24 protein-coding genes are annotated in these 21,997 nt (G+C 73.3%); 10 read left to right on the top strand and 14 right to left on the bottom strand.

The window, feature by feature from the left end; all coding sequences use genetic code 11:
- Nucleotides 1-11: 11 nt before the first annotated feature.
- On the bottom strand, nt 12-818 hold the full coding sequence (locus tag ACQRUO_RS19385; RefSeq protein WP_428317227.1) for a hypothetical protein: 807 nt from the start codon (nt 816-818) through the stop codon (nt 12-14).
- Between the two features lie 318 nt (nt 819-1,136).
- A complete protein-coding gene (locus ACQRUO_RS19380; protein ID WP_428317226.1) occupies nt 1,137-1,949 on the bottom strand; it encodes a helix-turn-helix domain-containing protein in 813 nt (270 codons plus the stop codon).
- Between the two features lie 12 nt (nt 1,950-1,961).
- Here ACQRUO_RS19380 and ACQRUO_RS19375 point away from each other — a divergent pair, with 12 nt between their 5' ends.
- Complete coding sequence (locus ACQRUO_RS19375; RefSeq protein WP_428317225.1) at nt 1,962-2,372, top strand: ATP-binding protein; 411 nt, start codon at nt 1,962-1,964, stop codon at nt 2,370-2,372.
- Nucleotides 2,373-2,377: 5 nt separating this feature from the next.
- Here ACQRUO_RS19375 and ACQRUO_RS19370 read toward each other — a convergent pair whose 3' ends face one another.
- Nucleotides 2,378-3,034 (bottom strand): class I SAM-dependent methyltransferase, encoded by a 657-nt coding sequence (locus tag ACQRUO_RS19370; protein ID WP_428317224.1) that lies wholly within the window; start codon nt 3,032-3,034, stop codon nt 2,378-2,380.
- A 119-nt stretch (nt 3,035-3,153) separates the two neighbouring features.
- Nucleotides 3,154-3,555: a hypothetical protein gene (locus ACQRUO_RS19365; RefSeq protein ID WP_428317223.1), complete on the bottom strand. Its 402-nt coding sequence runs from the start codon at nt 3,553-3,555 to the stop codon at nt 3,154-3,156.
- Between the two features lie 349 nt (nt 3,556-3,904).
- On the opposite strand from ACQRUO_RS19365, the gene ACQRUO_RS19360 reads away from it, so the two are divergent.
- Genes ACQRUO_RS19360 through ACQRUO_RS19350 form a run of 3 tightly spaced genes read left to right on the top strand, consistent with a single transcriptional unit; the run spans nt 3,905 to nt 5,900 of the window.
- Nucleotides 3,905-4,576, top strand: a complete 672-nt coding sequence (locus tag ACQRUO_RS19360) for a DUF4097 family beta strand repeat-containing protein (RefSeq protein ID WP_428317222.1) — start codon at nt 3,905-3,907, stop codon at nt 4,574-4,576.
- 21 nt (nt 4,577-4,597) lie between these two features.
- On the top strand, nt 4,598-5,383 hold the full coding sequence (locus tag ACQRUO_RS19355) for an alpha/beta fold hydrolase (RefSeq protein WP_428317221.1): 786 nt from the start codon (nt 4,598-4,600) through the stop codon (nt 5,381-5,383).
- A gap of 46 nt (nt 5,384-5,429) precedes the next feature.
- Nucleotides 5,430-5,900, top strand: a complete 471-nt coding sequence (locus ACQRUO_RS19350) for a hypothetical protein (protein ID WP_428317220.1) — start codon at nt 5,430-5,432, stop codon at nt 5,898-5,900.
- A gap of 66 nt (nt 5,901-5,966) precedes the next feature.
- Here the strand turns inward: ACQRUO_RS19350 and ACQRUO_RS19345 are convergent, their stop codons facing one another.
- The gene (locus ACQRUO_RS19345) at nt 5,967-7,706 is read right to left on the bottom strand and encodes a protein kinase domain-containing protein (protein ID WP_428317219.1); all 1,740 of its coding nucleotides are present in this window, start codon (nt 7,704-7,706) and stop codon (nt 5,967-5,969) included.
- 122 nt (nt 7,707-7,828) lie between these two features.
- Complete coding sequence (locus ACQRUO_RS19340; protein ID WP_428317218.1) at nt 7,829-8,272, bottom strand: NADAR family protein; 444 nt, start codon at nt 8,270-8,272, stop codon at nt 7,829-7,831.
- Between the two features lie 111 nt (nt 8,273-8,383).
- Here ACQRUO_RS19340 and ACQRUO_RS19335 point away from each other — a divergent pair, with 111 nt between their 5' ends.
- On the top strand, nt 8,384-8,833 hold the full coding sequence (locus tag ACQRUO_RS19335; RefSeq protein ID WP_428317217.1) for a hypothetical protein: 450 nt from the start codon (nt 8,384-8,386) through the stop codon (nt 8,831-8,833).
- An 18-nt stretch (nt 8,834-8,851) separates the two neighbouring features.
- Here the strand turns inward: ACQRUO_RS19335 and ACQRUO_RS19330 are convergent, their stop codons facing one another.
- Nucleotides 8,852-9,886 carry an aldo/keto reductase gene (locus tag ACQRUO_RS19330; protein WP_428317216.1) on the bottom strand — a complete coding sequence of 345 codons (1,035 nt, stop codon included), beginning with the start codon at nt 9,884-9,886 and terminating at the stop codon, nt 8,852-8,854.
- A 120-nt stretch (nt 9,887-10,006) separates the two neighbouring features.
- Between ACQRUO_RS19330 and ACQRUO_RS19325 the strand changes: the two genes are divergently transcribed.
- Both ACQRUO_RS19325 and ACQRUO_RS19320 read left to right on the top strand, forming a co-directional pair.
- Nucleotides 10,007-10,804, top strand: a complete 798-nt coding sequence (locus ACQRUO_RS19325) for an ATP-grasp domain-containing protein (protein WP_428317215.1) — start codon at nt 10,007-10,009, stop codon at nt 10,802-10,804.
- Between the two features lie 150 nt (nt 10,805-10,954).
- The gene (locus ACQRUO_RS19320) at nt 10,955-11,554 is read left to right on the top strand and encodes a cation transporter (protein ID WP_428317214.1); all 600 of its coding nucleotides are present in this window, start codon (nt 10,955-10,957) and stop codon (nt 11,552-11,554) included.
- A gap of 100 nt (nt 11,555-11,654) precedes the next feature.
- Here the strand turns inward: ACQRUO_RS19320 and ACQRUO_RS19315 are convergent, their stop codons facing one another.
- Nucleotides 11,655-12,638: an esterase/lipase family protein gene (locus tag ACQRUO_RS19315; protein ID WP_428317213.1), complete on the bottom strand. Its 984-nt coding sequence runs from the start codon at nt 12,636-12,638 to the stop codon at nt 11,655-11,657.
- Between the two features lie 329 nt (nt 12,639-12,967).
- On the bottom strand, nt 12,968-13,825 hold the full coding sequence (locus tag ACQRUO_RS19310; RefSeq protein ID WP_428317212.1) for an ABC transporter ATP-binding protein: 858 nt from the start codon (nt 13,823-13,825) through the stop codon (nt 12,968-12,970).
- Between the two features lie 295 nt (nt 13,826-14,120).
- On the opposite strand from ACQRUO_RS19310, the gene ACQRUO_RS19305 reads away from it, so the two are divergent.
- Nucleotides 14,121-15,791 (top strand): protein kinase domain-containing protein, encoded by a 1,671-nt coding sequence (locus tag ACQRUO_RS19305; RefSeq protein WP_428317211.1) that lies wholly within the window; start codon nt 14,121-14,123, stop codon nt 15,789-15,791.
- 50 nt (nt 15,792-15,841) lie between these two features.
- Here ACQRUO_RS19305 and ACQRUO_RS19300 read toward each other — a convergent pair whose 3' ends face one another.
- From ACQRUO_RS19300 to ACQRUO_RS19290, 3 genes are all read right to left on the bottom strand, one after another.
- A complete protein-coding gene (locus tag ACQRUO_RS19300) occupies nt 15,842-16,504 on the bottom strand; it encodes a MerR family transcriptional regulator (protein WP_428317210.1) in 663 nt (220 codons plus the stop codon).
- A gap of 260 nt (nt 16,505-16,764) precedes the next feature.
- Entirely contained in the window at nt 16,765-17,070 is a 306-nt protein-coding gene (locus ACQRUO_RS19295; RefSeq protein ID WP_428317209.1) for a carboxymuconolactone decarboxylase family protein, read from the bottom strand.
- Between the two features lie 17 nt (nt 17,071-17,087).
- Nucleotides 17,088-17,747, bottom strand: a complete 660-nt coding sequence (locus ACQRUO_RS19290) for a double zinc ribbon domain-containing protein (RefSeq protein ID WP_428317208.1) — start codon at nt 17,745-17,747, stop codon at nt 17,088-17,090.
- A gap of 241 nt (nt 17,748-17,988) precedes the next feature.
- Between ACQRUO_RS19290 and ACQRUO_RS19285 the strand changes: the two genes are divergently transcribed.
- Both ACQRUO_RS19285 and ACQRUO_RS19280 read left to right on the top strand, forming a co-directional pair.
- Nucleotides 17,989-19,218, top strand: coding sequence for a sensor histidine kinase (locus ACQRUO_RS19285; RefSeq protein WP_428317207.1), 1,230 nt, complete (start codon nt 17,989-17,991; stop codon nt 19,216-19,218).
- Entirely contained in the window at nt 19,215-19,925 is a 711-nt protein-coding gene (locus tag ACQRUO_RS19280; protein WP_428317206.1) for a response regulator, read from the top strand. Before ACQRUO_RS19285 ends, ACQRUO_RS19280 begins: the two co-directional genes overlap by 4 nt.
- A gap of 65 nt (nt 19,926-19,990) precedes the next feature.
- Here the strand turns inward: ACQRUO_RS19280 and ACQRUO_RS19275 are convergent, their stop codons facing one another.
- Both ACQRUO_RS19275 and tatA read right to left on the bottom strand, forming a co-directional pair.
- The gene (locus ACQRUO_RS19275; RefSeq protein ID WP_428317205.1) at nt 19,991-21,241 is read right to left on the bottom strand and encodes a hypothetical protein; all 1,251 of its coding nucleotides are present in this window, start codon (nt 21,239-21,241) and stop codon (nt 19,991-19,993) included.
- A 187-nt stretch (nt 21,242-21,428) separates the two neighbouring features.
- Nucleotides 21,429-21,692: a Sec-independent protein translocase subunit TatA gene (gene tatA / locus ACQRUO_RS19270; protein ID WP_428317204.1), complete on the bottom strand. Its 264-nt coding sequence runs from the start codon at nt 21,690-21,692 to the stop codon at nt 21,429-21,431.
- Nucleotides 21,693-21,997 lie beyond the last annotated feature (305 nt).

Genomic DNA, 21,997 nt, shown 5'->3' with positions numbered 1-21,997 from the left:
CGGCGGTGGGGTCAGCGGCGGGTGCGGTCGCGGATGCCGGCGCGGAGTTGGGCGACCAGGCCGGCGGATGCTCTTGCTTCGCCGCGGCAGCGGAGGCAGCGGCCGTCGCGGAGTTCGGTTGTGGCGCACGGGCCTTGGCAGGTGCGGCAGGCTGCTGCGGTCCGGAGGGCGGGGCCGGGCACCGTCGGTAGCGGGGGCAGTGGGGGCAGCCGGTCGAGCAGCCGACGGCGGGCGAACGCGCCCGGGCACTGCACGGTGGCGGGCAGGCCGTTGGTGAGCGCGAACCGGAACTGCTCCTCGGTCACCCCGCGGGCGAACCACTCGGCGGCGAGGGCTTCCAACTCCTCGCACTCGGCGGCGGAGAGCATCATCCGCTTGTCGGCTGCGGCGAGCGAGGCCAGCGCCCGGTAGGAGAAGGAGCGCGCCGGGGGCGCGGGCACGGGGTCCGCGCTACCACCGGTTCGGCGGTCGCGGAGGAAACGCTCCCACCAGGTGGCGTTGCGGGCCGTGCGGGAGAAGTAGGTCCGGGAGACCCAGCGGGTGATGCCCTCACCGACCGTTTCGCGCACCCGGAGGAGATGGCCGAGCCGCGCGAGCATGCGGAATGCGGAGCGGACGGCCTGCTGCCCGTAGCGGGGTTGAGCGGCCGCGATGGACTTCGCGTCGATCGCCGACCCGTCGGGCAGCGCATCGAGGAGCGTGGCCAGGTAGGCCTCGCGCTCGGGCAGGTGCGCGAAGGTGTCGCGGGATGTGGGGAGCTGGGACGGCGCGGAACGCTTGCCGTAGCCGGGCGCGGCGGTAGGGTGGCTGTTAGCCATGGATCGGGTTCCTTTAGCTGTCGATCTCGGTCAGACCCCCGTTTGGTGTTGCGAGCACCGGGCGGGGGTTGTTTCTTTTCCTCGCTTCGCGCGAACCGTACACCGCGAGTGCGGTCCGTGGCCAACTGGTGACGATAAGTCATACTCATTGGCCGCGCGGGCTCTTGGGTGGTGGGCGGGAGTAGGCCACCCACCGTTCCATCAAGAAGGGGCTCGGGTGCCGAGGCCCGAAGCTCGGGTGGGTTCAAGCGGTGTGGTGCTGGGTGGCGAAGGTGATGAACTCGGCCCAGGCGGAGGGGGAGAAGGCGAGCTGCGGGCTCAAATATTTGATGTGAGCCTGGCCAGGTAGTCGGCGGAGGTCTCTTGGTTGAGCGCCTGCATCCTGAGCATGCCGTGTCGCTGGGTCAGTATGCCCACTACTTCGGGATCACTGTGTACCACGCTGCTGAATGGAGCCTCCACGTAGGCAAAGTTCTCCCGAGCCGCTGTTTCGAGGAGTACGAAGGTCCCGTCGAGCCCGAAGTATACGAGCGGACCGGCGGGGAGTACCTGGAGCGAGACGTTGCTCAACTCGCTCACTGTCAGCAGATGCTGAACCTGCCTCCGCATTACTGTCGGTCCACCGACCATGCTTCGCAGCGCTGCCTCGTAGATGACATAGCTGAACAAGGCAGGTGTCCCGCTGGTCAGCTTCTTCTGGCGCTCCAAGCGGTGCTGCACACGCTGTTCGGTGGTCTCATCGCTGGCGATCGGGCAGACGCCGTTCATCAACGCGCGCATGTACTCCTCAGTCTGTAGCAGGCCGGGGATCAGCAGCGGATCGAAGGAGTGGATCCCAATCGCCTCGGCTTCGAGGCTCATGTACTCATTGACGCTGGGGCGTCGACGCTCGGGTTGCAGGTAATCGGCACCCGCGAGCAGCCTCCCCTGAGCGCCGAACATCGCGTCCGCGACTTGGAGCAGTCGAATGCTCGGGCGGCGCCGGCCCTGCTCCATCGACTTGACGGTCTCGTAGTCGTAGTCGGCCTCTTGGGCCAGTTGCTCGCGTGAGGTGCCGGAGTGTGTCCGCCACAGTCGCAGTTGATTGCCGCAGTAGCGCCAGGTCGCAGGATGCTCCATGGAATCGCTCATGTGTGGTCCGCCATGCCCATGCTCCTGAGCGTCGAGCACCACCTCCCCCGCTCCGCCCGCAGCGTCAGCCTCTCCCGCGCGTACTTCCGCCGCCAGGCCACCGGCTGGGGCCTTCCCGAGGAGACCGTCGACACCGCGGCGCTGCTCCTCTCCGAGCTGATGACCAACGCCTGCCGGCACGCCCGCTTCCCCCGTGACCGCTACATCGCCGCCCGCTGGACCCTCGACGCCGGGTCCTCCCTCCTCCTCGTCGAGGTCTCCGACGCCGACCGCCGTCTGCCCAGGCCGCGCAGCACCGCTCCTGACGATGAGTCGGGTCGCGGCCTGGAACTCCTCGCCGCCCTCGCCACCACCTGGGGCGCCCACCTGCGCGAGTGCGGCGTGGGGAAGACGGTGTGGTTCACGCTGAAGTACCCCTCCTGAGCGGCCTACCCGCGGGCTCGCACCAGGATCGTCCCGAGCTCTCCGTCGGACGGGGCCGGGATGACGTCGGCCTCAATGTCGCTGAACCCGTGGCGCTTCAGAAGGTCCGCCCACTGCTGCGTGGTGTACTGCCAGCGCAGCACGGTCAGTTCGGTCTCCCGCCCCGCCAGCCACTTCCCGCCCATCCGCTGGGCACCGTACTGACCGGCGACGGGCTCGCGGTGGGAGAAGGCGAACAGGCCGCCGGGTGCGAGCCGCTTGACGACCCTGGGCAGCAGGTCCTCGGGGTCGGTGAACCACACCGCACCCCAGGTCGAATAGATCAGCTCGAAGCACCGGTCGGTCTCGTCGAGGTAGGAGCACGCCTCGGCGCAGACATGGCTCAACCCGGGGACCCCGCTCCAGAATCCCTTGGCACGTTCGACCTGGACGGCGGAGAAGTCGACAGCCGTCACTTCGACCCCCTGCCGGGCGAGGAAGGCGGCGTTCTCGCCCTCGGCGGGCCCGAGGTCCAGCGCTGTCTTGGGAGCGCCCAGGATCTCGGCACCGGGACCATTACCCGGGACACCGGTCCAGTCGAACCGGTCGGCCGCGGGCCGGTCAGTCTGCTGAGGGCGGTACTTGTCCCAGTACTCGGCGGCAGTCGTGGGCGCGCTGGACATCTGGGTCCTCCCGGAGGCGGTTCCGTGCCGGTCGGTGGCCAAGCTACCGGAGGCAAGAGCCATGTGGGGAGGAAGGAGGCAAATGCTCTAAACAGGCATAAAAGTGGCCAGGACCGCGTCTAGCGGCCCTGGCTCCGATCGTTTGCCGTGTGGGTCAGTGGCAGCTGGCCCCGGGGTGGCACGGCCCGCACTTGGCCGTCGTACTTGAACGCGATCTCCGGGATGTGCTCCAGGAACCGCCCCTCGAAGTGCTGTGCGCAGAACTCGCGGTAGTTCTTGGTGTCGAGGATGAACACGTGGACGGCGATGTCCACGATCGGCCCGCAGCACATCTCCAGGCCCTGGCCCCACTTCTCCATGGCCGTCACGAGGTAGGAGACCGCCGCGTGGAAGAGGCGGTTCGCCATCACCTCGTCGAACGGGTAGTCCCGCATGAGCAGGGTGATCTGTCGGCTCCACACCTCGGGGGAGACGTAGGAGCGGGGGTCTCGGGTGGTGGTGTCCACAGTCGGTGTTGCCATGTGACGCCCTCCGATCTCTCGGGTTGCCGGCCGTACCGTTCCCCAGCACGCCAGGAGGCGGTGTCGAGCATCAGGCTCGCTTCTCAGTCAGCCCAGCCTCGCATCGGATCGGCGGTTGGCGGTCCCCGGCGCCCCTGGCATAGCGTTTGCGTTCAATCCATTGCAACGCTCCGGGGGTGGCTTGTTGCATTCCCTTGAGAACTGTTGCAACGAAATTGCTGCTCTGGCCTGCTGTGATGTGGATTTGCTGCAACGCGACTGTTGCCAACACCATGAACGCAACGTAGCTTTTCCGTCATAAGAAACGGCGGGCCGACAAGGTGCCCGCCGCGGACGAAAGAAGACTGCGATGCGCGCCTTCGCCACCCCGACCACCATCTCCACCGTCCTGGACATCCCCGCCGGGCAGATCCGCCTCATCGCCGCCGACCGGACCGACACCACGGTCGAGGTCCGGCCGCTGGACTCCTCGAAGAGCCGCGATGTGAAGGCTGCCGAGCAGATCGGTGTCGCCTACGCCGACGGCGTCCTGCGGATCGAGGCCGCGCCCGCGAAGAACCGGGTCCTCGGTCACTCGGGCTCCGTTGAGATCACCGTTCAGCTGCCCGCCGGCTCGCGCATCGAGGCCAAGGCGGCCAGTGCCGAACTGCGCGGCGTCGGACGCCTCGGCGACGTCACCTTCGAGGCTGCGCACGCCACCGTGAAGCTCGACGAGACCGCGGGCGCCCGGCTCACCCTCCAGGCCGGCGACGTCAGCATCGGCCGGCTCGGCTCCGCCGCTCAAATCCGCACCCAGAAGGGTGACATCACCATCTCCGAGGCCCACCATGGCACTGTCGCGCTGCGCACCGAGTTCGGTGATCTGCAGGTCGGCGCCGCCCGTGGCACCTCCGCCAGCCTGGACGCTCGCACCACCTTCGGCAGTGTGCGCAACTCGCTCGACAACGCCGACGGCCCGGCCGCCGCGCTCACCATCCACGCCACCACCGCGTTCGGCGACATCACCGCCCGCAGCCTCTGATCACCGAGGGAGAGACGAACCATGAACAGCAGTCAGCCCGCCTGGACCGGCAAGCTCCCGGTCGACGACACCGCCCTGGCGGTCACCGACACCGGCGGCAACGGCCAGCCGGTGGTCTACCTCAACGGCTCCTACGCTGACCAGAAGCACTGGCAGCGCCTCATCGCCGAACTCGGCCCCGGCTACCGGCACATCAGCTACGACGAGCGCGCCCGCGGGAAGTCGGACCGGTCGACGGACTACTCCTTCGAGGCCTGCCTGCGTGACCTCGACGCCGTCCTCACCGCGAGACACGTCGAGCGGCCGATCCTGGTGGGATGGTCCTACGGTGCGCTGATCGCCGTGCACTGGGCCGCCCGCAACCCCGAGCGCACCCTGGCCGCCGTCTCCGTGGACGGCGCGCTGCCCACCGAGCCGATGGACGACGCCACCCGGGAGCAGGTCCGCAAGCTCTTCCGCCGGCTCAGCCCGCTCTTCCCGATCTGCCGGCCGCTGGGCCTGGCGGCTCGGATGAGCGCACCGCAGCACGCCGAGATCAACCTCGAACTCATCGACCTCTGTGCGCCCGCGGCCCTCGAGCCCGTCCTGGAGCGGATCGAGGTGCCCACCCGCTTCGTCCTCGGCACCGGCGGCAACCTGGGCTCGGACGCCAAGACGATGGAGAAGCTCCGTGCCGACCTCGAGGTCGCCATCGCCCGCAACGCCACCATCCGGCCCAGCGTCAAGGTGGCCAGCAACCACTCCAAGATCCTGCGCAACGACTTCCGGGCCGTCGCCGACGCCGTGCGCGGGCTCGACGTCGCCTGAGCGCGACCACGGCTGCGTGTCGGAGCCCGTGGCTACCATCCCCCGCATGGGCTACCAGACAACGTTCACCGGCCAAGTCGCCGTCGAGCCGCCGCTCAACCAGCAGGAGATCGCCTACCTGCGGAAGTTCGCCGCCACCCGGCGCGAGGACCGGGAGGGCGGCCCCTACGTGGCCGACTACATCGGGTACGCGGTCCAGGGCCGCGAGGCCGACAGGATCCCGGAAGGCCAGCCGAGCCGGTGGTGCAACTGGGAAGCCACGGACGACGGGGCCGCCATCGAATGGAACGGCGCCGAGAAGTTCTACAACTCGCCCGAGTGGATGACCTACCTGATCGACCACTTCCTCAAGCCGGGCGGCGCAGCGCAGGGGCAGCCCGGCTTCGAGCACTTCACCTTCGACCACACAATCAACGGTGTGATCGACGCCGAGGGCGAGGAGCCGGGGGACATCTGGCAGCTGCTGGTGCGCGACAACGAGGTCTCCGTCGACGGGCCCGACGATTTCGCCCTGTAGGTTCACCGGACTGGTGCCGGCAGGCCCTCGACCTACGTGGATGTCGCGAGACTTCCCATCGGTGCGTCAGGACCCGGCCCTGGTGAGCCGCACACCTGATTGGTTGCCGGTCCACGTGCCGCCCGAGTAGCGAAGCGTGCCGTCCCCGTCGAGGAAGAGCTGCGCGACGACCAGTCCGTTGCAGGCAGTAACGCCGACGTGGTCCCCCTTCGGGGAACCGTCCTGGATCTGGAGCATGCTCTCCGAGACGTGTAGCGGCTGGTACGTCATCGGGCAGAAGGCGCCGTTCGGGAGCTCGTAGTCCGCCTCCACCACCTGGCCGCCGCCCGCACCGCTGCCCCGCTCGATGATCAGCTGGAGCGAGCTCGGCTGACCGCCCGGTATCGTGCCCGACCACCTGCCGAGGAAGGCGTCCGGGATGCCGGACGGAGACTGGGGCTCGAAGAGGGGCCCCTGGTAGCCACCGGGGGTGGCGGACGGGTCGGTGTTGTAGTTGTGCTTGTTGACGGAGGCGAGCGCGTAGGCCAGCCCGGCGAGCCCGACCAGCCCCAGCGCGATGACCCAGTTGTTCACCCCGCGACGCTGCGACGGGAGTGGCGTCGCCGGGCGCTTGTGTTCCGCCGCCCGTTGCGGCTCCTGCGCCGCATGCCGCTCCTCCCGCCTGCGCCGGGCTTCCGCGGCCGGGTCCTCCGCCTCCTGCTTCGCCGCCCGCAGGCGCAAGGCCTCGGCGACCAGCTTCTGCTCGGCCAACTGCTCCGGGGAGGGCTCCGGTGCGGGCCTCCGCTCGACCACGGTGGCCCGTGCGGTCGGTGTCGGTGACGGCTCCAGCTCCGGCTCCGGCGTGAGCTTCGGCCTGAGCGTGGGCTGCGACATCCCGAGCCGGCGGGTACCCGGTTCGGCCGCCCCGCCCTCCAGGTCGAGCAGCTCGGACATCCGCCGCGACAGCTGCCCCAGCAGCGGCGCAGGCAGCCACCCCTCGCGCACCAGCGCCGCCGCCCCCTGTGGCGCCAACCGGGCGGCGAGCTGGTGCGGCGTCGGCCGATCGCCCGGCGCCTTGGCCAGGCAGGCCAACGCGAGCCCGCGCAGCTCGCCGCTCAGCCCACCCAGGTCCGGCTCGCCGTGCGCCACCTTGTAGAGCAGCGCCCCCGCTGTATCCGCCGCGAACGGTCCCCGCCCGGTCGCCGCGAACACCAGCACCGCGCCGAGTTGGAAGACGTCTGACGGTGCACCCAGCGACTCCCCCAGGACCTGTTCCGGGGACATGTAGCCGGGTGAGCCGATCACCACCCCGCTCTGCGTCAGCCCTGCTGTGGTCGCCCCGTCCATCGCTCGCGCGATCCCGAAGTCGATCAGCCTCGGACCGTCCGGCGAGAGCATCACGTTCGACGGCTTGATGTCACGGTGGATCAGTCCCAGTCCGTGCACCGCCGCGACGGCCTCCGCCAACCCGGCGGTCAGTGCCCGCACATCGTGCTCGGGCAGCACCCCGAACTCCGTGACCGCATCGGCCAGCGCCGGGCCGGCCACGTATCCCGTCGCAACCCACGGCGTCGCTGATTCGGTGTCCGCATCCAGCACCGGCGCCGTCCACTGGCCCCCGACCTTGCGCGCCGACGCCACCTCCCGCCGGAACCGGTCGCGGAACTCACCGTCCGCCGCGAGGTCGTCCCGCACCAGCTTCACCGCGACCGTCCGCCCACCCGGACTGCGCCCAAGGAAGACCTGGCCCATCCCGCCCGCACCCAGCCGCCCGAGCAGCCGGTACTCCCCGACCTGCTGCGGATCCCCCGCCGCCAACGGCTGCATGCGCTGCCCCTCCCGATCTGCCGCCCGCTCCCCGCGGGCATGAACGGGCACGATCATGGCGAACCGTCACCCGCCCGGACAAGTCGCGGGGCGGCGCCAACCGCCACGCTGGAGCCGGTTCGTCAGGCAGGCGACCGGAGCTGACCGCGGGTACGCATCAGGATCCGGCCGAGCATGTTCTTGCCGGTTCCGGTCCGCCCGCGGCCCCAGTAGTGGTCGGTGGTGGTGTCCTCGACGATCTCCTCGTCGCCGGTGGACAGCAGGACGGCGCGGATGTCCGGATGGACCCGGAACTTGGTCGCCACGGCACGACGCATCACGTCGTCCTTGACCCGCTCCCAGTCCCGCCGCAGCGGCTTGGACCGGTAGCGACCCAACTCGGCGGCGCGCAACGGGGTGCGGGCCCGACGGATCAGGTCGGCGTGGCGGGTGCCGATGAACTTCTGCGCCTGGAAGTAGTGTTCCGAGGTCGGCCACAGATGGCCGTCGAGCTCCAGGCTGTGCGGGGAGAAGTTGGAGAAACAGCCGTACGGAACCTCGTCGGCACCGTAGAAGTAGATCGTCATCCGAGCCTCGTGGCAGTTGCGGGGACCGCACGGTCTCAGGCGCCGGACTGTGCCGGCAATCGGTTTTCGGGGCGTGACAGGTGGACGCGGGGAGCGGTGATGGGGGAGACGATGGCTGAGCAGCCCTGGCGGGCGGCGTTGGAGAAGTTGCTGGCGGTGCCGGTGCTGCAGGACGCGGCGCTGACCGAGGAGGAGATCGACTTTCCGGAGGAGGTGTTCGACGCCGTCGAGGAGATGATCACCGCCAACGGCTCGGACGACATCGCCCCGATCATCGCCGCGGCGGTGGCGGCCGGGCGGATCCCCCCGGTGCGGGCCGCCGACGTGTTGGACATCGCCAGCTGGTCCGGGACCGACAACGGCGCCGCGATGCAGCGCACGCTGGACGACTGGCTGCGGCAGGCCGACGACCCGGTCCGGGTGTACCTGGCGCTGCACACCGAGGTCTACCCGCTGCCGACCGCCGCCGAGATGCGGGCGGTCCTCACCGTCGTCGCCGCGCGCCACCCCGAGTACCGGGCGGTCTGCGAGCGCATGATCGCCTCCCGCCGCGGCGGCTGAGGGGTCGGCGTCCAGTGGCTACTCCTCCCGCGCGTCCGCGGTGATGGACATGTCCGCGTAGCGGTCGCCCGCGACCTGGCCGGCGATCGGCTCCAGCAGGGCCAGTTCCTCGGCGCTGAGGGTGATCCGGGTGGCCGCGGCGTTCTCCAGCAGGCGGCTGCGCCTGCGGGTGCCGGGGATCGGGACCACGGTCAGGCCGTGCACCCGGGCGCGCTGCTGCACCCAGGCCAGGGCGATCTGCGCGGTGGTCGCGCCGCGCTCGGCGGCCAGCTGCCGGAGCGGGGCCAGCAGGGCGGTGTTCGCGGCGGCGTTCTCGCCGCTGAAGCGCGGCAGCCACTGGCGGAAGTCGCCCGCGGAGAGCTCCTTGGCGGCGTCGGTGAAGCTGCCGGTCAGGAAGCCCCGGCCGAGCGGTGAGTAGGGCACGAAGGCGACCCCGAGCTCGGTGGCGGCGCCGACCACGCTGCGCTCGACGTCCCGGCTGAAGACCGACCACTCGGACTGGACGGCGGTGATCGGGTGCACCGCGTGCGCCTCGCGCAGCTCGGCACCGGTGACCTCGCTCAGGCCGAGGTACTTGACCTTGCCCTCCCGGACCAGCTCGGCCATCGCACCGACCGACTCGGCGAGCGGGACGGCGGGGTCGCGGCGGTGCATGTAGTAGAGGTCGATCACCTCGACGTCCAGCCGCCGCAGGCTCGCCTCGACGGCGGTCCTGATGTACCCGGGGTCGTTGCGGATGCCGCGGAACTGCGGGTCGTCGGCCCGGCGCTCGATGCCGAACTTGGTGGCCAGGGTGATCTCGTCGCGGTGCGCGGCGACGAAGGGGGCGAGGAACTCCTCGTTGGCGCCGGTGCCGTACATGTCGGCGGTGTCGATCAGCGTGACGCCCGCCTCGACGGTGGCCGCCAGGGTGTCGCGGGCGGCGTCGTCGTCGGTCTGCCCGTAGGCGTCGCTGATGCCCATGGCGCCGAAGCCCTGGAGGCCCACGAGGGGGCCGCCGCGGCCCAGTTCGACCTTGCCGACGGGCTCGATGATGCTGCCGCTGGTGTTCATGACGATCACGCTAGGACCTTCGAGTGCACTCGAAGCAAGGGCAAAATGCGCTGCGCCGCGGTGGGTCGACGGGGTACTCCTTGGGGGTCCACCCCATCGAACGGAGAGGAACCGGGGGCCATGACCGGGGGACCGGCGGTACTGCTCACCTCCGCGCAGGAGTCGACCACCCGGCAGCTGCTGGTCGCGGCCGCGGCCGACCGCGGGCTGGCGCACGCCGTGCAGGGCGGCGCCGAGCACGCCGCGCTGCCCGGGCGCGCCGTGCACTGGTACGGCGGCCCGCTCGCCGCCCGGCGGCTCGACCGCGCGCTCGGGCTCGCACTGCTGGAGCCGTCGGACGCGTGGCTCGCCGAGCTGCCCGCGGAGTTCACCGGGCGGCGGATCGAGCTGACCACCCTCTGCGAGGCGCGGGCGGCGCGGCGGCCGGTCTTCGTCAAGCCGCCCAGCGACAAGCAGTTCCCGGCCGCGGTGTACCAGGACGGCTCCCGGCTGCCGCGCGGCGGCGAGCGGATCGCGCCGGACACGCCGGTGCTGGTCTCCGAGGTGGTGACCTTCGCTGTCGAGTACCGGCTCTTCGTGCTGGACGGCCGGATCGCGGCCGGCAGCCGCTACGCCCGGTACGGCCGGCTGGACGTCGCGCCGCTGGACGCCGACCCGGCCGCGGCGGGGGTCCGGTTCTTCGCCGCCGAGCTGCTGGCGGCGGTGGCCGACACGCTGCCGAGCGGCGTGGTGGTCGACGTGGGCCTGCTCCAGGACCCGGACCGGGGGAGTGAGCGGTGGGCCGTGGTGGAGGCCAACATGCCCTGGTTCGCGCACAGTTACGCGGCGGATATGGCGGGGGTGCTGGACGTGGTGCTCCGCTCGGCCGGCCCGCGGCAGCTGGTCGGGGCGGCGGATCGGCGGTTCGTGCGGGAGTGAGGGCTCTCCTGCGGGAGTGAAGCCTTAGAGCGGGAGCTTTCGAGCGGGAGTGTGAGCCGGGCGCGACCGGTGTGCCGGACTCCCCCGAGCGGGGGACGCCGGGGCGGATGGTTCTGGCGGGTCGGCCGGTCGCCCTGGCAGACTTCCGCGGTGCCGACCGTCCGCGAGATCTCCCGCACGGCCCTGCTCCGCCGGGGCGTCGTGCTCGAAGCCGTCACCCTCGGGTGGTACGCGCTCGGCGTGGTGGCCCTGGCGATGGCCGCCCTCACCGCCCGCTCGGTGGCGCTGGCCGGCCTCGGGCTGGACTCGCTGCTGGAGGTCGGCGCCTCGACCGTGGTGCTCTGGGAGCTGACCGGCACCGGGAAGGCCCGCCAGCGGCTCGCGCTGCGGCTGGTCGGTGCCGGCTTCGCGTTGCTGGCGCTCTACCTGCCGGTGCAGGCCGGCCTGGTGCTGGCCGTCCGGTTCCACCCGCACCACTCGCCGCTCGGCATCGCCTGGAGCGCCGCCACCGTCGCCGTGCTGGGGCTGCTGGCCGTTGGCAAGGCCCGCACCGGGCGGGCGCTGGACAACCCGGTGCTGCGCGCCGAGGGGCGGGCCACCCTGGTCGGCGCCCTGCCCGCGGCCGCCGTGCTGGTCGGGCTGCTGCTGAACGGCGCGCTCGGCTGGTGGTGGGCGGATCCGGTGGCGGGGTGCCTGGTGGCCGGGTACGCGGTGGCGGAGGTCGTGGCGGCGGTGCGCGGCACCCGGTGAGCGCCGGTTACTCGGTGAGGGCCGGCCACCCGGCGGGTCCGGGCCGGCCGCGCCCGCACCCGCCGGCGCGGGAGCGGGGCACGGCCGGCCCGGAGCCGGCTCACCCGGTCAGGTTCGAGAGGCAGTTCGCCTCGCCGACGTCCGCCGGGTCGAGCGCGTGCCGGATCTCGTGCAGCACCACCGGGTCGACCGCCATCAGCACGTGGTCGGGGTGGTTGGCCGGGCAGAGCTGCTGGACCGTGACGTTCTCCACGTTCGGGCCGCTGAGGAACTGCGAGGTGTACGGGGTGACCACCTCGTCGTCCTCGGTGGCGATCACCGTGTAGTGGACCCCCGGCAGGGTGTCGCCGCCCGCGTTGAGCTGGGCCAGCATCGCCGAGCCCACCTCCTGGTCGGCGCAGGCCGGGCAGGCGGAGGCGACCAGCGCCTGGGCGCCGGGGAAGGACTGGGCCAGCACGGTCAGGCCGTCCAACGTGGTGCCGTGGTTGCTCGGCGAGAGCCCGACCAGGGTGTGCACCTTGGCCGCGCCGCCGTCGAACTTCAGGTACCAGCGCGGCATCATGCCGCCCTGGCTGTGGCCGACGACGTCCACCTGGCCGGCGCCGGTGGCGGCCAGCACGCCGTCCACGAAGGTGGACAGCTGGGCGGCCGACTCGGCGACCGGGCCGATCGCGCGCAGCACCGGGACGCCGGGCTGGGCGCCGTAGGTCAGCGCGTAGACGCAGTAGCCGTCGGCGGCCAGCGCCGGGGCGACGGTGAGCCAGTTGACCGAGCCGTTGGCGAAGGTGCCGTGGACCAGCACCACCGGGCGCGGGTGGGCCGCACTCGGGTGGCAGGACCAGTCGTTGGCGCCGGGCACGCCGGGGGCGGCCAGGGCCTGGGCGGCGGAGATCGGGTCGGTGCCGCTGCGGGTGGTGGCCTGCGCCGGGGTGGCGGCGCCGGCCAGCCCCGCGCAGAGCAGCGCACCCGCAGCGAGGGCGGCGAGCCGGCGGGGGCGGGGGCGGGTGGTGGCGGTGGTGTGGGAGTGGCTGTGGGGGAGCGGGGTGCTTCCGGGCAGGCGGAAGCGCCGGGACGTTCCGGGCATGACTGTCCTCCGGGTGGGGTGGGAGGTACACGAACGGCGCGTGGGGGTGCGCCGGAAAATGGGGAACTGGCCGGTAAGTTACGGCCGCGCAACCTGGTTGGCCAGAGACCGCGCAGCAAGTGGCACCCGGTGGAGCGGATCATGCCGCCCGAACGGCCGGATGGCGGCGCGGCGGACTGCCGTCGCGGCCCGGGGGTGTTCCGGCAGGTCGCCGCGGTCGGGAGCGGGGCGTCGGGCGGGCGTCGGGCGCGGCCGGAGCGCGGGTGCGGTGCGGGTGCGGCGTGGCTGCGGCGGGGGTGCGGTGTGCCTCCGGCGCCGCTCCCGGCGGACTACAGCGCCGGCGCCGCCGGGCGCGCGGCGCGGGCCGCCCAGCGGCCGTCCGCCCGGGTGATCACGATCGGGTGGTCGAAGCAGGCGCTGACCAGCTCGGTGGTGATCGTCTCCAGGACCGGCCCGCTGCCGACCACCTCGCCCTCGCGCAGCAGCAGCGCGTGCGTGGTGCTGCTCGGCAGCTCCTCCAGGTGGTGCGTGACCAGCACGCTGGCCAGCCCCGGGTGCCGCCCGCGCAGCTCGTCCAGGCCGGCCAGCAGCACCTCACGGGCCGTCAGGTCGAGCCCGGTGGCGGGCTCGTCGAGCAGCAGCAGGCGTGGCTGGGGCATCAGCGCGCGGGCGATCAGGGTGCGGCCGCGCTCGCCCTGGGACAGGGTGTCCCAGGTGGCCTCGGCCCGGCGGGACATGCCGAGGGTGGCGAGCAACTGCTCGGCGTGGTCGAGTTGCTCGGGGGCCGGCTTGCGGTGCAGGTCGGGCTCGATGGAGTTGGTCAGGCCGGTCAGCACCACCTCGCGCACGGACAGCGGGGAGCGCAGCGGGTGCCGCGGGTTGACGTGCCCCAGGTGGGCGCGCAGTTCGCGGACGTCCACCCGGCCCAGCTGCCGGCCCAGCACCCGCACGGTCCCGCGGGTGGGGTGGGAGACCGCGCCGAGCAGGCCCAGCAGGGTGCTCTTGCCCGCGCCGTTGGGGCCGAGCACCGCCCAGTGCTCGCCGGGCCGGATGGTCAGCGAGACGTCGCGCAGCAGGTGGCGACCGGTGCGCACGACCGCGACGTCCGTCGCCTCCAACAGCGGGCCGGTGCCGGCGGGGTCGATGCCGGCGGGGTCGGTGCCGGTGGGGTCGGTGGCGGCGGGCATCGGATCACGCTCCTCGCTGGGGCGCCGCGGCTCGGTGGGTGGCGCTCTCCCGGCGGTCGGCAACCGGGCGGCGCGAACCCGCGTCCACACTCACCGGGTGCAGCACGCTAGCAGTCGCTGGCGGGCCGCCGGTGGCCGTTCCGGCTGCTGGACCGCCCGCTGGACTGCCCGCCGAGGGGGCGCACCGCTACCCTCGGCGGTGCCCCGAGCGGTGCCGCGTCACGATGATGCCGGATCATGGCGCGGGTGCCGGGCGCGCGGGTGCCCGACCGACGGAGTGTGAGGAGCAGGACCAGTGATCGGACGAGCACTGAACGGCCGTTATGAACTGGTCGGCACCCTCGGGGCGGGTGGCATGGCCACCGTGTACCTCGGTACGGACCGGGTGCTCGGCCGCCAGGTGGCGGTCAAGGTGCTCAACGGTGGCCTGGCGGAGGACCCGAGGTTCGCCGAGCGGTTCAGCCGCGAGGCGCAGCACGCCGCGATGCTGGTGCACCCGCGGATCGCGATGGTCTTCGACTCGGGCATGGACCAGGGCTCGCCGTACATCGTGATGGAGCTGATCCGCGGCCGCTCGCTCGGCTCGGAGATCGCCGAGCAGGGGCCGCTGCCGGTGGAGCGCGCGGTCGGGATCGCCGCGGCGGTCTGCGAGGCGCTGGAGGTCGCGCACGCGGCCGGCCTGGTGCACCGCGACATCAAGCCCGCCAACGTGATGATCACCGACGACGGCGGGGTCAAGGTCGTCGACTTCGGCATCGCCCGCGCCTCGGACGGCGGTCAGCAGCTCACCCAGACCGCGACCGTGCTGGGCACCGCCGCCTACCTCTCGCCCGAGCAGGCCACCGCCGGTGAGGTGGACGGACGGGCCGACCTCTACGCGCTCGGCTGCGTGCTCACCGAGATGCTCACCGGCGAGCCGCCGTTCACCGCCGACACGCCGGTCGCGGTCGCCTTCAAGCAGGTCAGCGAGGACGCCCCGCCGGTCAGCCGGCGCCGCCCGGAGGTGCCGCCGGCGCTCGACCACGTGGTGGCCCGGCTGCTGGCCAAGAGCCCGGCGAACCGCCCGGCCGGCGCCGGCGCGGCCCGCGGCGAGCTGCTCGCGGCCGTCCCGGTGGCCGGCGCGGTGGACCGCACCTCGGAGCTGCTGGCCACGCCGCCGCTCGCCGCCGGCGACGGGGACCGCACCACCGTGCTCCCGATGGGCAGCGCCGCGAGCGGACCCGCCGACCCGCGGCCGTTCCCCGGCGGGTCCGCGCCCACCTCGGTGATGGCGCCGCTGCCCGAGTACCCGGGCGGCGGCGCCGGCGGCACCGGGGGGCTCGGCGGACTGCAGCTGAACGGCGGTGACGGGGCCGGCGACCGGCGTGGCGGCGGGCGCTCGCGGCGCACCATGGCGCTGGTGCTCGGCGGGGCCGGCCTGGCGGTGGTCGCGCTGGTGGGGGTGCTGGCGCTGGCGAGCAACTCCTCCTCCGGGAACGGGCAGCACGGCGGCAAGCCGGTGGCCGCCACCGCCCCGGCCAACGACGTACCGCCCCCCTCGACCCAGCCGGTCGGCGGCGCGCCGACCCCGCCCACCGGCCCGGCCACCTCGGCCAAGCCCAGCCCGGCCACCCCGGTGGCCGAGATCGCCGCGCTGCGCGCCGAGATGGCCGGCACCGCGATGCCGAAGGAGCGTCAGGCGCCGCTGCTGCACACCATGGACGTGGCGCTGGCGGCCGAGACCGGCGGCAAGCCGCAGGACGCGGTGCAGGCGCTGAAGGCGGCGCAGAAGCAGGTCCGTGACCTGTCGAAGAAGCACGTCGTGGACGGGCAGGTGGCCGGCGCCTGGCAGCACCAGCTCGGCACGATCATCGGCCAGCTGAACACCGAGGCGGGCGGCGCGAACGCGGCGCCGACCGACCAGCCGGGCCCCGCGACCACCGCCGACCCCACCGGCGCCGACGGCGGGGACAACGGCGGCAACTAGCGTCAACTACCGGTGACTACCGGCAACCGGCCGTCCCGGGAGCGCCGCCCTCAGGAGGCCTCGCGGGTGGCGAAGGCGCGGCGGGAGGCGTCCTCCTGGGCGAGCCGGCGCATGGTGGCCAGCAGGGCGTCGCCCAGGACGGTGCCCAGGACCGCGCTCTCCACCTGGCCGTCCGGGTCGGCGCGGCGGCCGACCAGGTCCAGTTCGGCCGCGGCCAGGCGCTCGGCGGCTGCGGCGTAGTCGTCCAGGATGCCCAGCAGGTCGAGCCGGCCCAGGTCGGAGAGGGTGCGGATGAGCTGGGCCAGCGAGGCGCTGGCCGGGCCGCCCTTCCGTACCCGCCAGCCGCGCCCAGCCACCCAGGCGTCGGCCGCGCCGATCGCCTCGTGCCAGGCCGGGTCGGCCCAGGCCGGATCGTCGGGGTCGTCGGCGGCCACGCACGGCGGGGTGACCGCGCGCTGCGCGACGCCCAGGGTCTGGTGCAGTGAGACCTCTGGTGCGTCGACCTCGGCGACCACCTCGCGGGCGGCGGCGATGGAGAGGCCGCCCACCTCCAGCAGGGCGCGCAGCAACTTGAGCCGCCGGATGTGTCGTTCACCGTACTGGGCCTGGTTCGGGCAGGTCAGCTCGCCGTGTGGCAGCAGACCCTCTCGCAAGTAGTACTTGATCGTGGGGACCGGTATCCCGGTCCGCCGGCTCAGCTCCCCAACGCGCAAGGCCGACCTCCTCTCCCGCCCCGGAGCAGCGGTGATGGGGATCCAGCCTAGGCGTGTCGCGGTCGCCGCAACCAGCCCTGAAGGCATTCTGACTATCCGTCAGATGGGCGAGCGGGCTGCGGAGGGGCGCACCGGGCCGGCCGCGCTCGCGTGGCGAAGGGGGTGGCGCGGCGGCCGCGCCCGTGCAGGTCAACGGCCCTGCCGCGGTCCGACTTCCGGCCACCGCCCGCCGGAAGTCGGTCGGTGGCCCGGCGGGCGCCTCAGGCGGCCGTGGTCGGCCGTGCCGCCGGCGGTCGGACGGCGCAGGCGGCGGCGAAGCCCTGGCTGGTCAGCCCGAAGGCGCTGTTCACCCGCGAGCGCAAGTCCTCCAGGGCCACCGTCATGGTGAGTTCGACGAACGCCGGCTCGCCGAGGGCGGCGACCGGGCGCGCGGCCAACTCGTCGGTCACGGTGGGCTCGGTCCCGGTCATCGCTTCGGCGTACTCCAGCACCGCGCGTTCCAGCTCGGTGTAGACACCCGTGCTCTGCCGCCGGTTCGGCACCTGGTCGATGTTGGCACCCGCCACCCGGCACCCGCCGCCCGTTACTGGCGGGTGCCGCACCCCGGGCAGAAGGCGGCGCCCTCCGGCACCGGCTGCCGGCAGCCCGCGCAGGTCACAGGGGCGGCGAGCTTGTAGCCGCAGCCGGCGCAGAAGGCCCCGCCGTGCGTCTCGGCCTTGCACTGTGGACAGACCAACTGCCGCTCGGCGGACACGTCGTAGGCCGCGCCCGCCTGCTGGCCGGCGGCGTAGGCGCGCTCCGCCACCTGGTCGTTGAGGCCGCGCCGGCGGGCCGCCTCGGCCTCGGCGGCGGTGTCCGGGGCGCAGGTCTGGCAGAGCCCCTGGGGCGGGTTCCAGCACTGGTCGCAGACGTGCTGGGTGCACCGGGCGCAGCGGTGGAAGTGGTGCTCGGCCGCGGTGATGGCGCGCTGGAAGGCGGCGTCCCTGGCGTGTCCCCAGCCCGCGCCGGCCAGGCCGTCGACGGCGTTGCTGAGGGTGCCGGCCTCGGAGCCGAGCACCCGCCAGGCAGCGCTGACGCCCTTGCCGATCCAGCCGGCCGCCCGCCCGGTGGTGAACGCCTCGAACGGGGAGCGCCAGGCGTCGTAGCAGCGCTGGCAGTTGAACTCGAACTGGAAGCCCGCGCCGGTGCCGTACTGTTCGCACAGGTCGCGGTGGTTGCTGCTGAAGTAGATCTCGCTGCTCACGCGGTTCCCCCCAGGGTGTCCGTTCTGATGCTCCGTCGACCGGTTCGAAGGCGCCCGGAGCCGCCCGGAGCGGTGCGGAGCCGCCCGGAGGACGCGGCGGGCGACGCGACCGGTTCCCGGTGCGCGCAGCGTGCCACGTCAGCCCAGGTGGAGGGAAGCCCCGAGGGTCGTTGTTCACCAGTTGCTCCGCCGGCGGGGTGCGGCTGGCCAGCGCCCGGGCTTCGTTCCTATGCTGCGGGCCATGGTGAGCGAACAGCCCGTGGTCAGCGAGCGGGTGGCCCGGGCACAGGCCCGGGTGCAGGAGCGGCGCAGCGGGCAGGTGGCCCGGCTGCGCTCGCTCGGCTGGCTGTTGCTGGTGGCCGTGGCGGTCTCCGCGTGGACCAGCGGCTACCCGCCGGGCCCGTCCGGTCGCGGGCTGCTGGTCAGCCTGGCCCTGCTCTGGTACTGCGCCGCGATGGTGGTGGCCTCCGCAGGCCGGCGGGAGCCCACCGACCGGACCCGGCTGCTGCTGATCGTGCTGACCGGCGTGCCGGCGCTGGCGCTCACCGCCCTGGAGCCGGACGGCACGCTCAACGTGCTGCCGGTCTCCGGCACGGTGATGATCGCCTTCCTGCGGCTGGAACGGCGTCCGGCGCTGGTGGTCGGCGGCCTCGGCACCCTGGTCATGGCCGTGCTGCTGGCGACGACCGTGCACCATCCGTTGGACACGGTCAGCGCTGCGGTGCTGCTCTGCGTGGTGCTCGGCGCCACCGCCCAACTGGTGCGCACCAGCCGGGAGAACCAGGAGCGCACCGAGCTGCTGCTGGCCGAGCTGGAGGACGCCCGGGAGGCGGAGACCCGGGCGGCGGCCGGCGCGGAGCGGGCCCGGATCGCCCGGGAGCTGCACGACGTGCTGGCCCAGTCGCTGTCGGCGCTGGCGATCCAGCTGGAGGGGGCGCGCAAGCTGGCCGAGCGCGAGCAGGTCGCGCCGCTGCTCCAGCAGGTCATCGGCCGCTCGGTCGAGCTGACCCGGTCCGGACTGGACGAGGCCCGCCAGGCGGTCGGTGCGCTGCGCGGCGACAGGCTGCCGGTGCTGGCCGACCTCGGTGCGCTGGTCGAGCGCAGCGCCCGGGACCTGGAGATCCCGGTCGGCTTCCGGGTCACCGGGGAGGTGCGCCGGCTGGAGCCGCAGGCCGAGTTCGCGCTCTACCGCGGGGTGCAGGAGGCGCTGACCAACGCGGCCCGGTACGCCCGGGACGCGCGCACCGAGGTGCTGCTGGCGTACGGGCCGGAGCTGGTGCGGCTCACCGTGGCGAACGACGCGCCGGACGCGGCGCCGGAGGGGGCACGGGCGGAGGCAGCGGACGTGGCGCGCGGGGGCGGCGGCAACGGGCTGCGCGGGATGCGCGAGCGGATCGAGCGGGTCGGCGGCACCGCGGCGGCCGGGCCGACGCCGACCGGCTGGCTGGTCGAGATGGAGGTGCCGGCGTGACCGGGCCGGACGTCCAGGGTGCCGCGATCCGGGTGCTGATCGCGGACGACCAGCGGGTCACCCGCGAGGGGCTGGCCCTGCTGGTCGGGCTGAACGAGGGCATGACGGTGGTGGGGCTGGCCGCCGACGGCGCCCGGGCGGTGGCCGCGGCCCTGGAGCTGCGCCCCGACGTGGTGCTGATGGACCTGTCGATGCCGGTGCTGGACGGTACCGCGGCCACCGCCGCGCTCGCCGAGCAGCTGCCCGGCACCCCGGTGCTGGTGCTGACCACCTACGCCGACGACGCCTCGGTCTTCCCGGCGCTGCGCGCGGGCGCCAAGGGCTACCTGACCAAGGACGCCGACTCGGACCGGATCGAGGCCGGGATCCGGGCGGTGCACGCGGGCCAGGTCTTCCTGGACCCGGTGGTCCAGCAGCGCCTGATCGCCGCGGCGCTGGCCGAGCCCGCCGGTGCCGGCCTGACGGCGGCGCCGGGCCCCGGCGCGGAGCTGTTGACCGAGCGGGAGCGGGAGGTGCTGCTGCTGATCGCGCAGGGCCTGTCCAACGCCGAGATCGCCGCCCGTCTCTTCGTCGGCCAGGCCACCGTGAAGTCGCACGTCAACCGGATCTACGCGAAGACCGGCGCCCGGGACCGCGCCCAGGCGGTGGGCTTCGCCTACCGCGCGGGGTTGGTCTCCGGCGGCGGCGGGGGTGGGGGCGGGGGCTGACCGGGCTGGGGTTCGTCGAGGGCCTCGAGCGCGGCCGGCACCTGCGGCAGTGCGGTGGGCTTCGCCTACCGCGTCGGGTCGGTTTCCGGGGGTGGGGGCTGACCGGGCGGGGGTTCGTCCAGCACCTCGAGCAGGGCCAGCACCAGCAGCAGCCCGCCGACCACCCCCAGCATCGCCAGCACCGTCGGGTAGCCGGCGGCCAGCAGGCCGGCGGCGGCCAGGAGCAGTGCGCCCCAGCCGAGCAGCGCCTTGTGCCGGTGCACGAAGTGGCGCAGGCCGCCGGGCCGTCCGCTGTCCCAGCGCAGCGTGGCCAGCCCCGCCTGCCAGTGCCGCCGCACCGGCCGGGCCCACTGCCCCGGTCCGGTGAGCCAGGCGCCCAGGGCGACCAGTACGCCGAGCAGCACCACGTCGCGGACGCCGCCGGTCAGGAACCGGGTCAGCGCGTCGTAGACCGCGCCGGCGGCCGGCGGGCTGACCGCGTCGGGCAGCGCGTCCAGGTAGCTGCCGCGGAAGACCGTCACCGTGATGCCGAGCAGCACGGCGCCGCCCGCGCAGCCGAGCGCCGCGCCCACCACCGCCCGGCGCCGGCGGCGGGCCAGCAGCACCCCGGCGGTGGCCAGCACCGCCGCGCCGGCCGGCAGCCAGTAGCCGGCCTCCTGGAGCAGCCGGAAGCCGGTCCGCACCCGGTGCACGGCGGGTGAGCTGACCAGGGTGTAGTCGGTGTGCGTGGCGGGCAGCTTGGTGGCGATCGGCAGGCCGTGCGCGGCCAGGGCGTTCTTCACCTGGTCCATCAGCGGGGCGAGGTCGAGGGTGACGGTGTCGCCGGAGATCCGCACGGCGCCGCCCCCGCCGTGTCCGGTCAGCCCCTGGACCAGGGAGGCGTGGGCGGTGCGGTTGACGTCGAGCCAGAGGTCGGCGAAGGCGGGGCCGTCGACCAGCTGCGCCACCTGACTGCGGACCACGCCGGCCACGCCGTTGTCGAGCACGCCGGTGAGCGGGCCGAGCAGGTTGCCGAGTCCGGGGGCCAGTCCGTCGATCAGCGAACCGAGCTCGATCTGCTGGGCGATCCGGTCGCTCACCAGCTGGGTGACGCCGGCCTGGACGTCCGCGTTGTGGGCGAGCGGGGCGACGGTGGCCAGGTAGCGGTCGGTGTCGGTGATCTGCGACACCACCCAGACGGAGAGGATGCCGAGCGGGGTGAGCAGGGCGGCGAGCACGATCAGCAGTCCGGCGAGGCTCGAGCGCAGCCCTGGCGCCCGGCGTCGTTGCGGCTCCGGGCGCTCGCGCGGGCTCGCCTCCGGCGGCTGACCAGCCATCCGCGCGTCACCTCCGGTATCCCTGTCAGAACAGCAGATACCAGGACAAAAGGGATGGCCAGTCGAGACTCCCCCGAGGGCGTCACCGCGGGTGAAACGACGAAGCCCCTGACGGGCCGTCGCAGGACGGCTCATCAGGGGCTCGGCCGGACCGAGCGGCGCGGGGCCGGCTCGGTACGGGGACCGATCAGGCGGTGGTGTTGGTCCGGGTGGCGTCCTCGGCCTTGGTGACGTTGATCGGCTCGACCGCGGGCCGGTCCTCGGCCACCGTCGAGCTGGTCGTGCCGGCAGGTGCGTCGTCCTCGCGCATGGCCTTGGTCTCGGCCTTGAGGATGCGCATCGACTTGCCGAGGCCGCGGGCCATCTCCGGCAGCTTCTTGGAGCCGAACAGGAGAACGAGGACCACAAGCACCACCAGGATGTGCCAGGGCTCCAGACCGTTGCGGAACATCCCTGACCACCGGTCCCTTCGGTTTTCTCGCGGTTGCTGGGCCGGACGGGGTCGCCCGACCCAGCCAGTATGCCTGGCCCGGCGGCGGAACGTATACACCGGCCGGGAAACGGCGGTCAAAGAGCCCGTGACAGCGTTAGGTTCGGCATTTGCGCTCCAGTGTGGTCTGAACCACGTTCCAGCATTCTTCGGGCGCCGTTCCAGCGGGGCCGCGCGCCGGGCCGGTTGGGGCGCTCGCCCGGGCTCGCGCGCGGGCTGCGCGCGAGCCCGGGCGTGTCGCCGCGGGGTGGCCGGCGGGCCGACCG

The organism is Kitasatospora sp. LaBMicrA B282, from assembly GCF_050325825.1.
Lineage (GTDB): Bacteria > Actinomycetota > Actinomycetes > Streptomycetales > Streptomycetaceae > Kitasatospora.
This window is presented reverse-complemented; position numbering and strand designations above follow the sequence as displayed.

Coding starts and splice junctions, on each gene's coding strand:
- ACQRUO_RS19385 (WP_428317227.1), bottom strand. CDS start 818: ATGGCTAACAGCCACCCTACCGCCGCGCCCGGCTACGGCAAGCGTTCC.
- ACQRUO_RS19380 (WP_428317226.1), bottom strand. CDS start 1,949: ATGAGCGATTCCATGGAGCATCCTGCGACCTGGCGCTACTGCGGCAAT.
- ACQRUO_RS19375 (WP_428317225.1), top strand. CDS start 1,962: ATGCCCATGCTCCTGAGCGTCGAGCACCACCTCCCCCGCTCCGCCCGC.
- ACQRUO_RS19370 (WP_428317224.1), bottom strand. CDS start 3,034: ATGTCCAGCGCGCCCACGACTGCCGCCGAGTACTGGGACAAGTACCGC.
- ACQRUO_RS19365 (WP_428317223.1), bottom strand. CDS start 3,555: ATGGCAACACCGACTGTGGACACCACCACCCGAGACCCCCGCTCCTAC.
- ACQRUO_RS19360 (WP_428317222.1), top strand. CDS start 3,905: ATGCGCGCCTTCGCCACCCCGACCACCATCTCCACCGTCCTGGACATC.
- ACQRUO_RS19355 (WP_428317221.1), top strand. CDS start 4,598: ATGAACAGCAGTCAGCCCGCCTGGACCGGCAAGCTCCCGGTCGACGAC.
- ACQRUO_RS19350 (WP_428317220.1), top strand. CDS start 5,430: ATGGGCTACCAGACAACGTTCACCGGCCAAGTCGCCGTCGAGCCGCCG.
- ACQRUO_RS19345 (WP_428317219.1), bottom strand. CDS start 7,706: ATGCAGCCGTTGGCGGCGGGGGATCCGCAGCAGGTCGGGGAGTACCGG.
- ACQRUO_RS19340 (WP_428317218.1), bottom strand. CDS start 8,272: ATGACGATCTACTTCTACGGTGCCGACGAGGTTCCGTACGGCTGTTTC.
- ACQRUO_RS19335 (WP_428317217.1), top strand. CDS start 8,384: ATGGCTGAGCAGCCCTGGCGGGCGGCGTTGGAGAAGTTGCTGGCGGTG.
- ACQRUO_RS19330 (WP_428317216.1), bottom strand. CDS start 9,886: ATGAACACCAGCGGCAGCATCATCGAGCCCGTCGGCAAGGTCGAACTG.
- ACQRUO_RS19325 (WP_428317215.1), top strand. CDS start 10,007: ATGACCGGGGGACCGGCGGTACTGCTCACCTCCGCGCAGGAGTCGACC.
- ACQRUO_RS19315 (WP_428317213.1), bottom strand. CDS start 12,638: ATGCCCGGAACGTCCCGGCGCTTCCGCCTGCCCGGAAGCACCCCGCTC.
- ACQRUO_RS19310 (WP_428317212.1), bottom strand. CDS start 13,825: ATGCCCGCCGCCACCGACCCCACCGGCACCGACCCCGCCGGCATCGAC.
- ACQRUO_RS19285 (WP_428317207.1), top strand. CDS start 17,989: ATGGTGAGCGAACAGCCCGTGGTCAGCGAGCGGGTGGCCCGGGCACAG.
- ACQRUO_RS19275 (WP_428317205.1), bottom strand. CDS start 21,241: ATGGCTGGTCAGCCGCCGGAGGCGAGCCCGCGCGAGCGCCCGGAGCCG.
- tatA (WP_428317204.1), bottom strand. CDS start 21,692: ATGTTCCGCAACGGTCTGGAGCCCTGGCACATCCTGGTGGTGCTTGTG.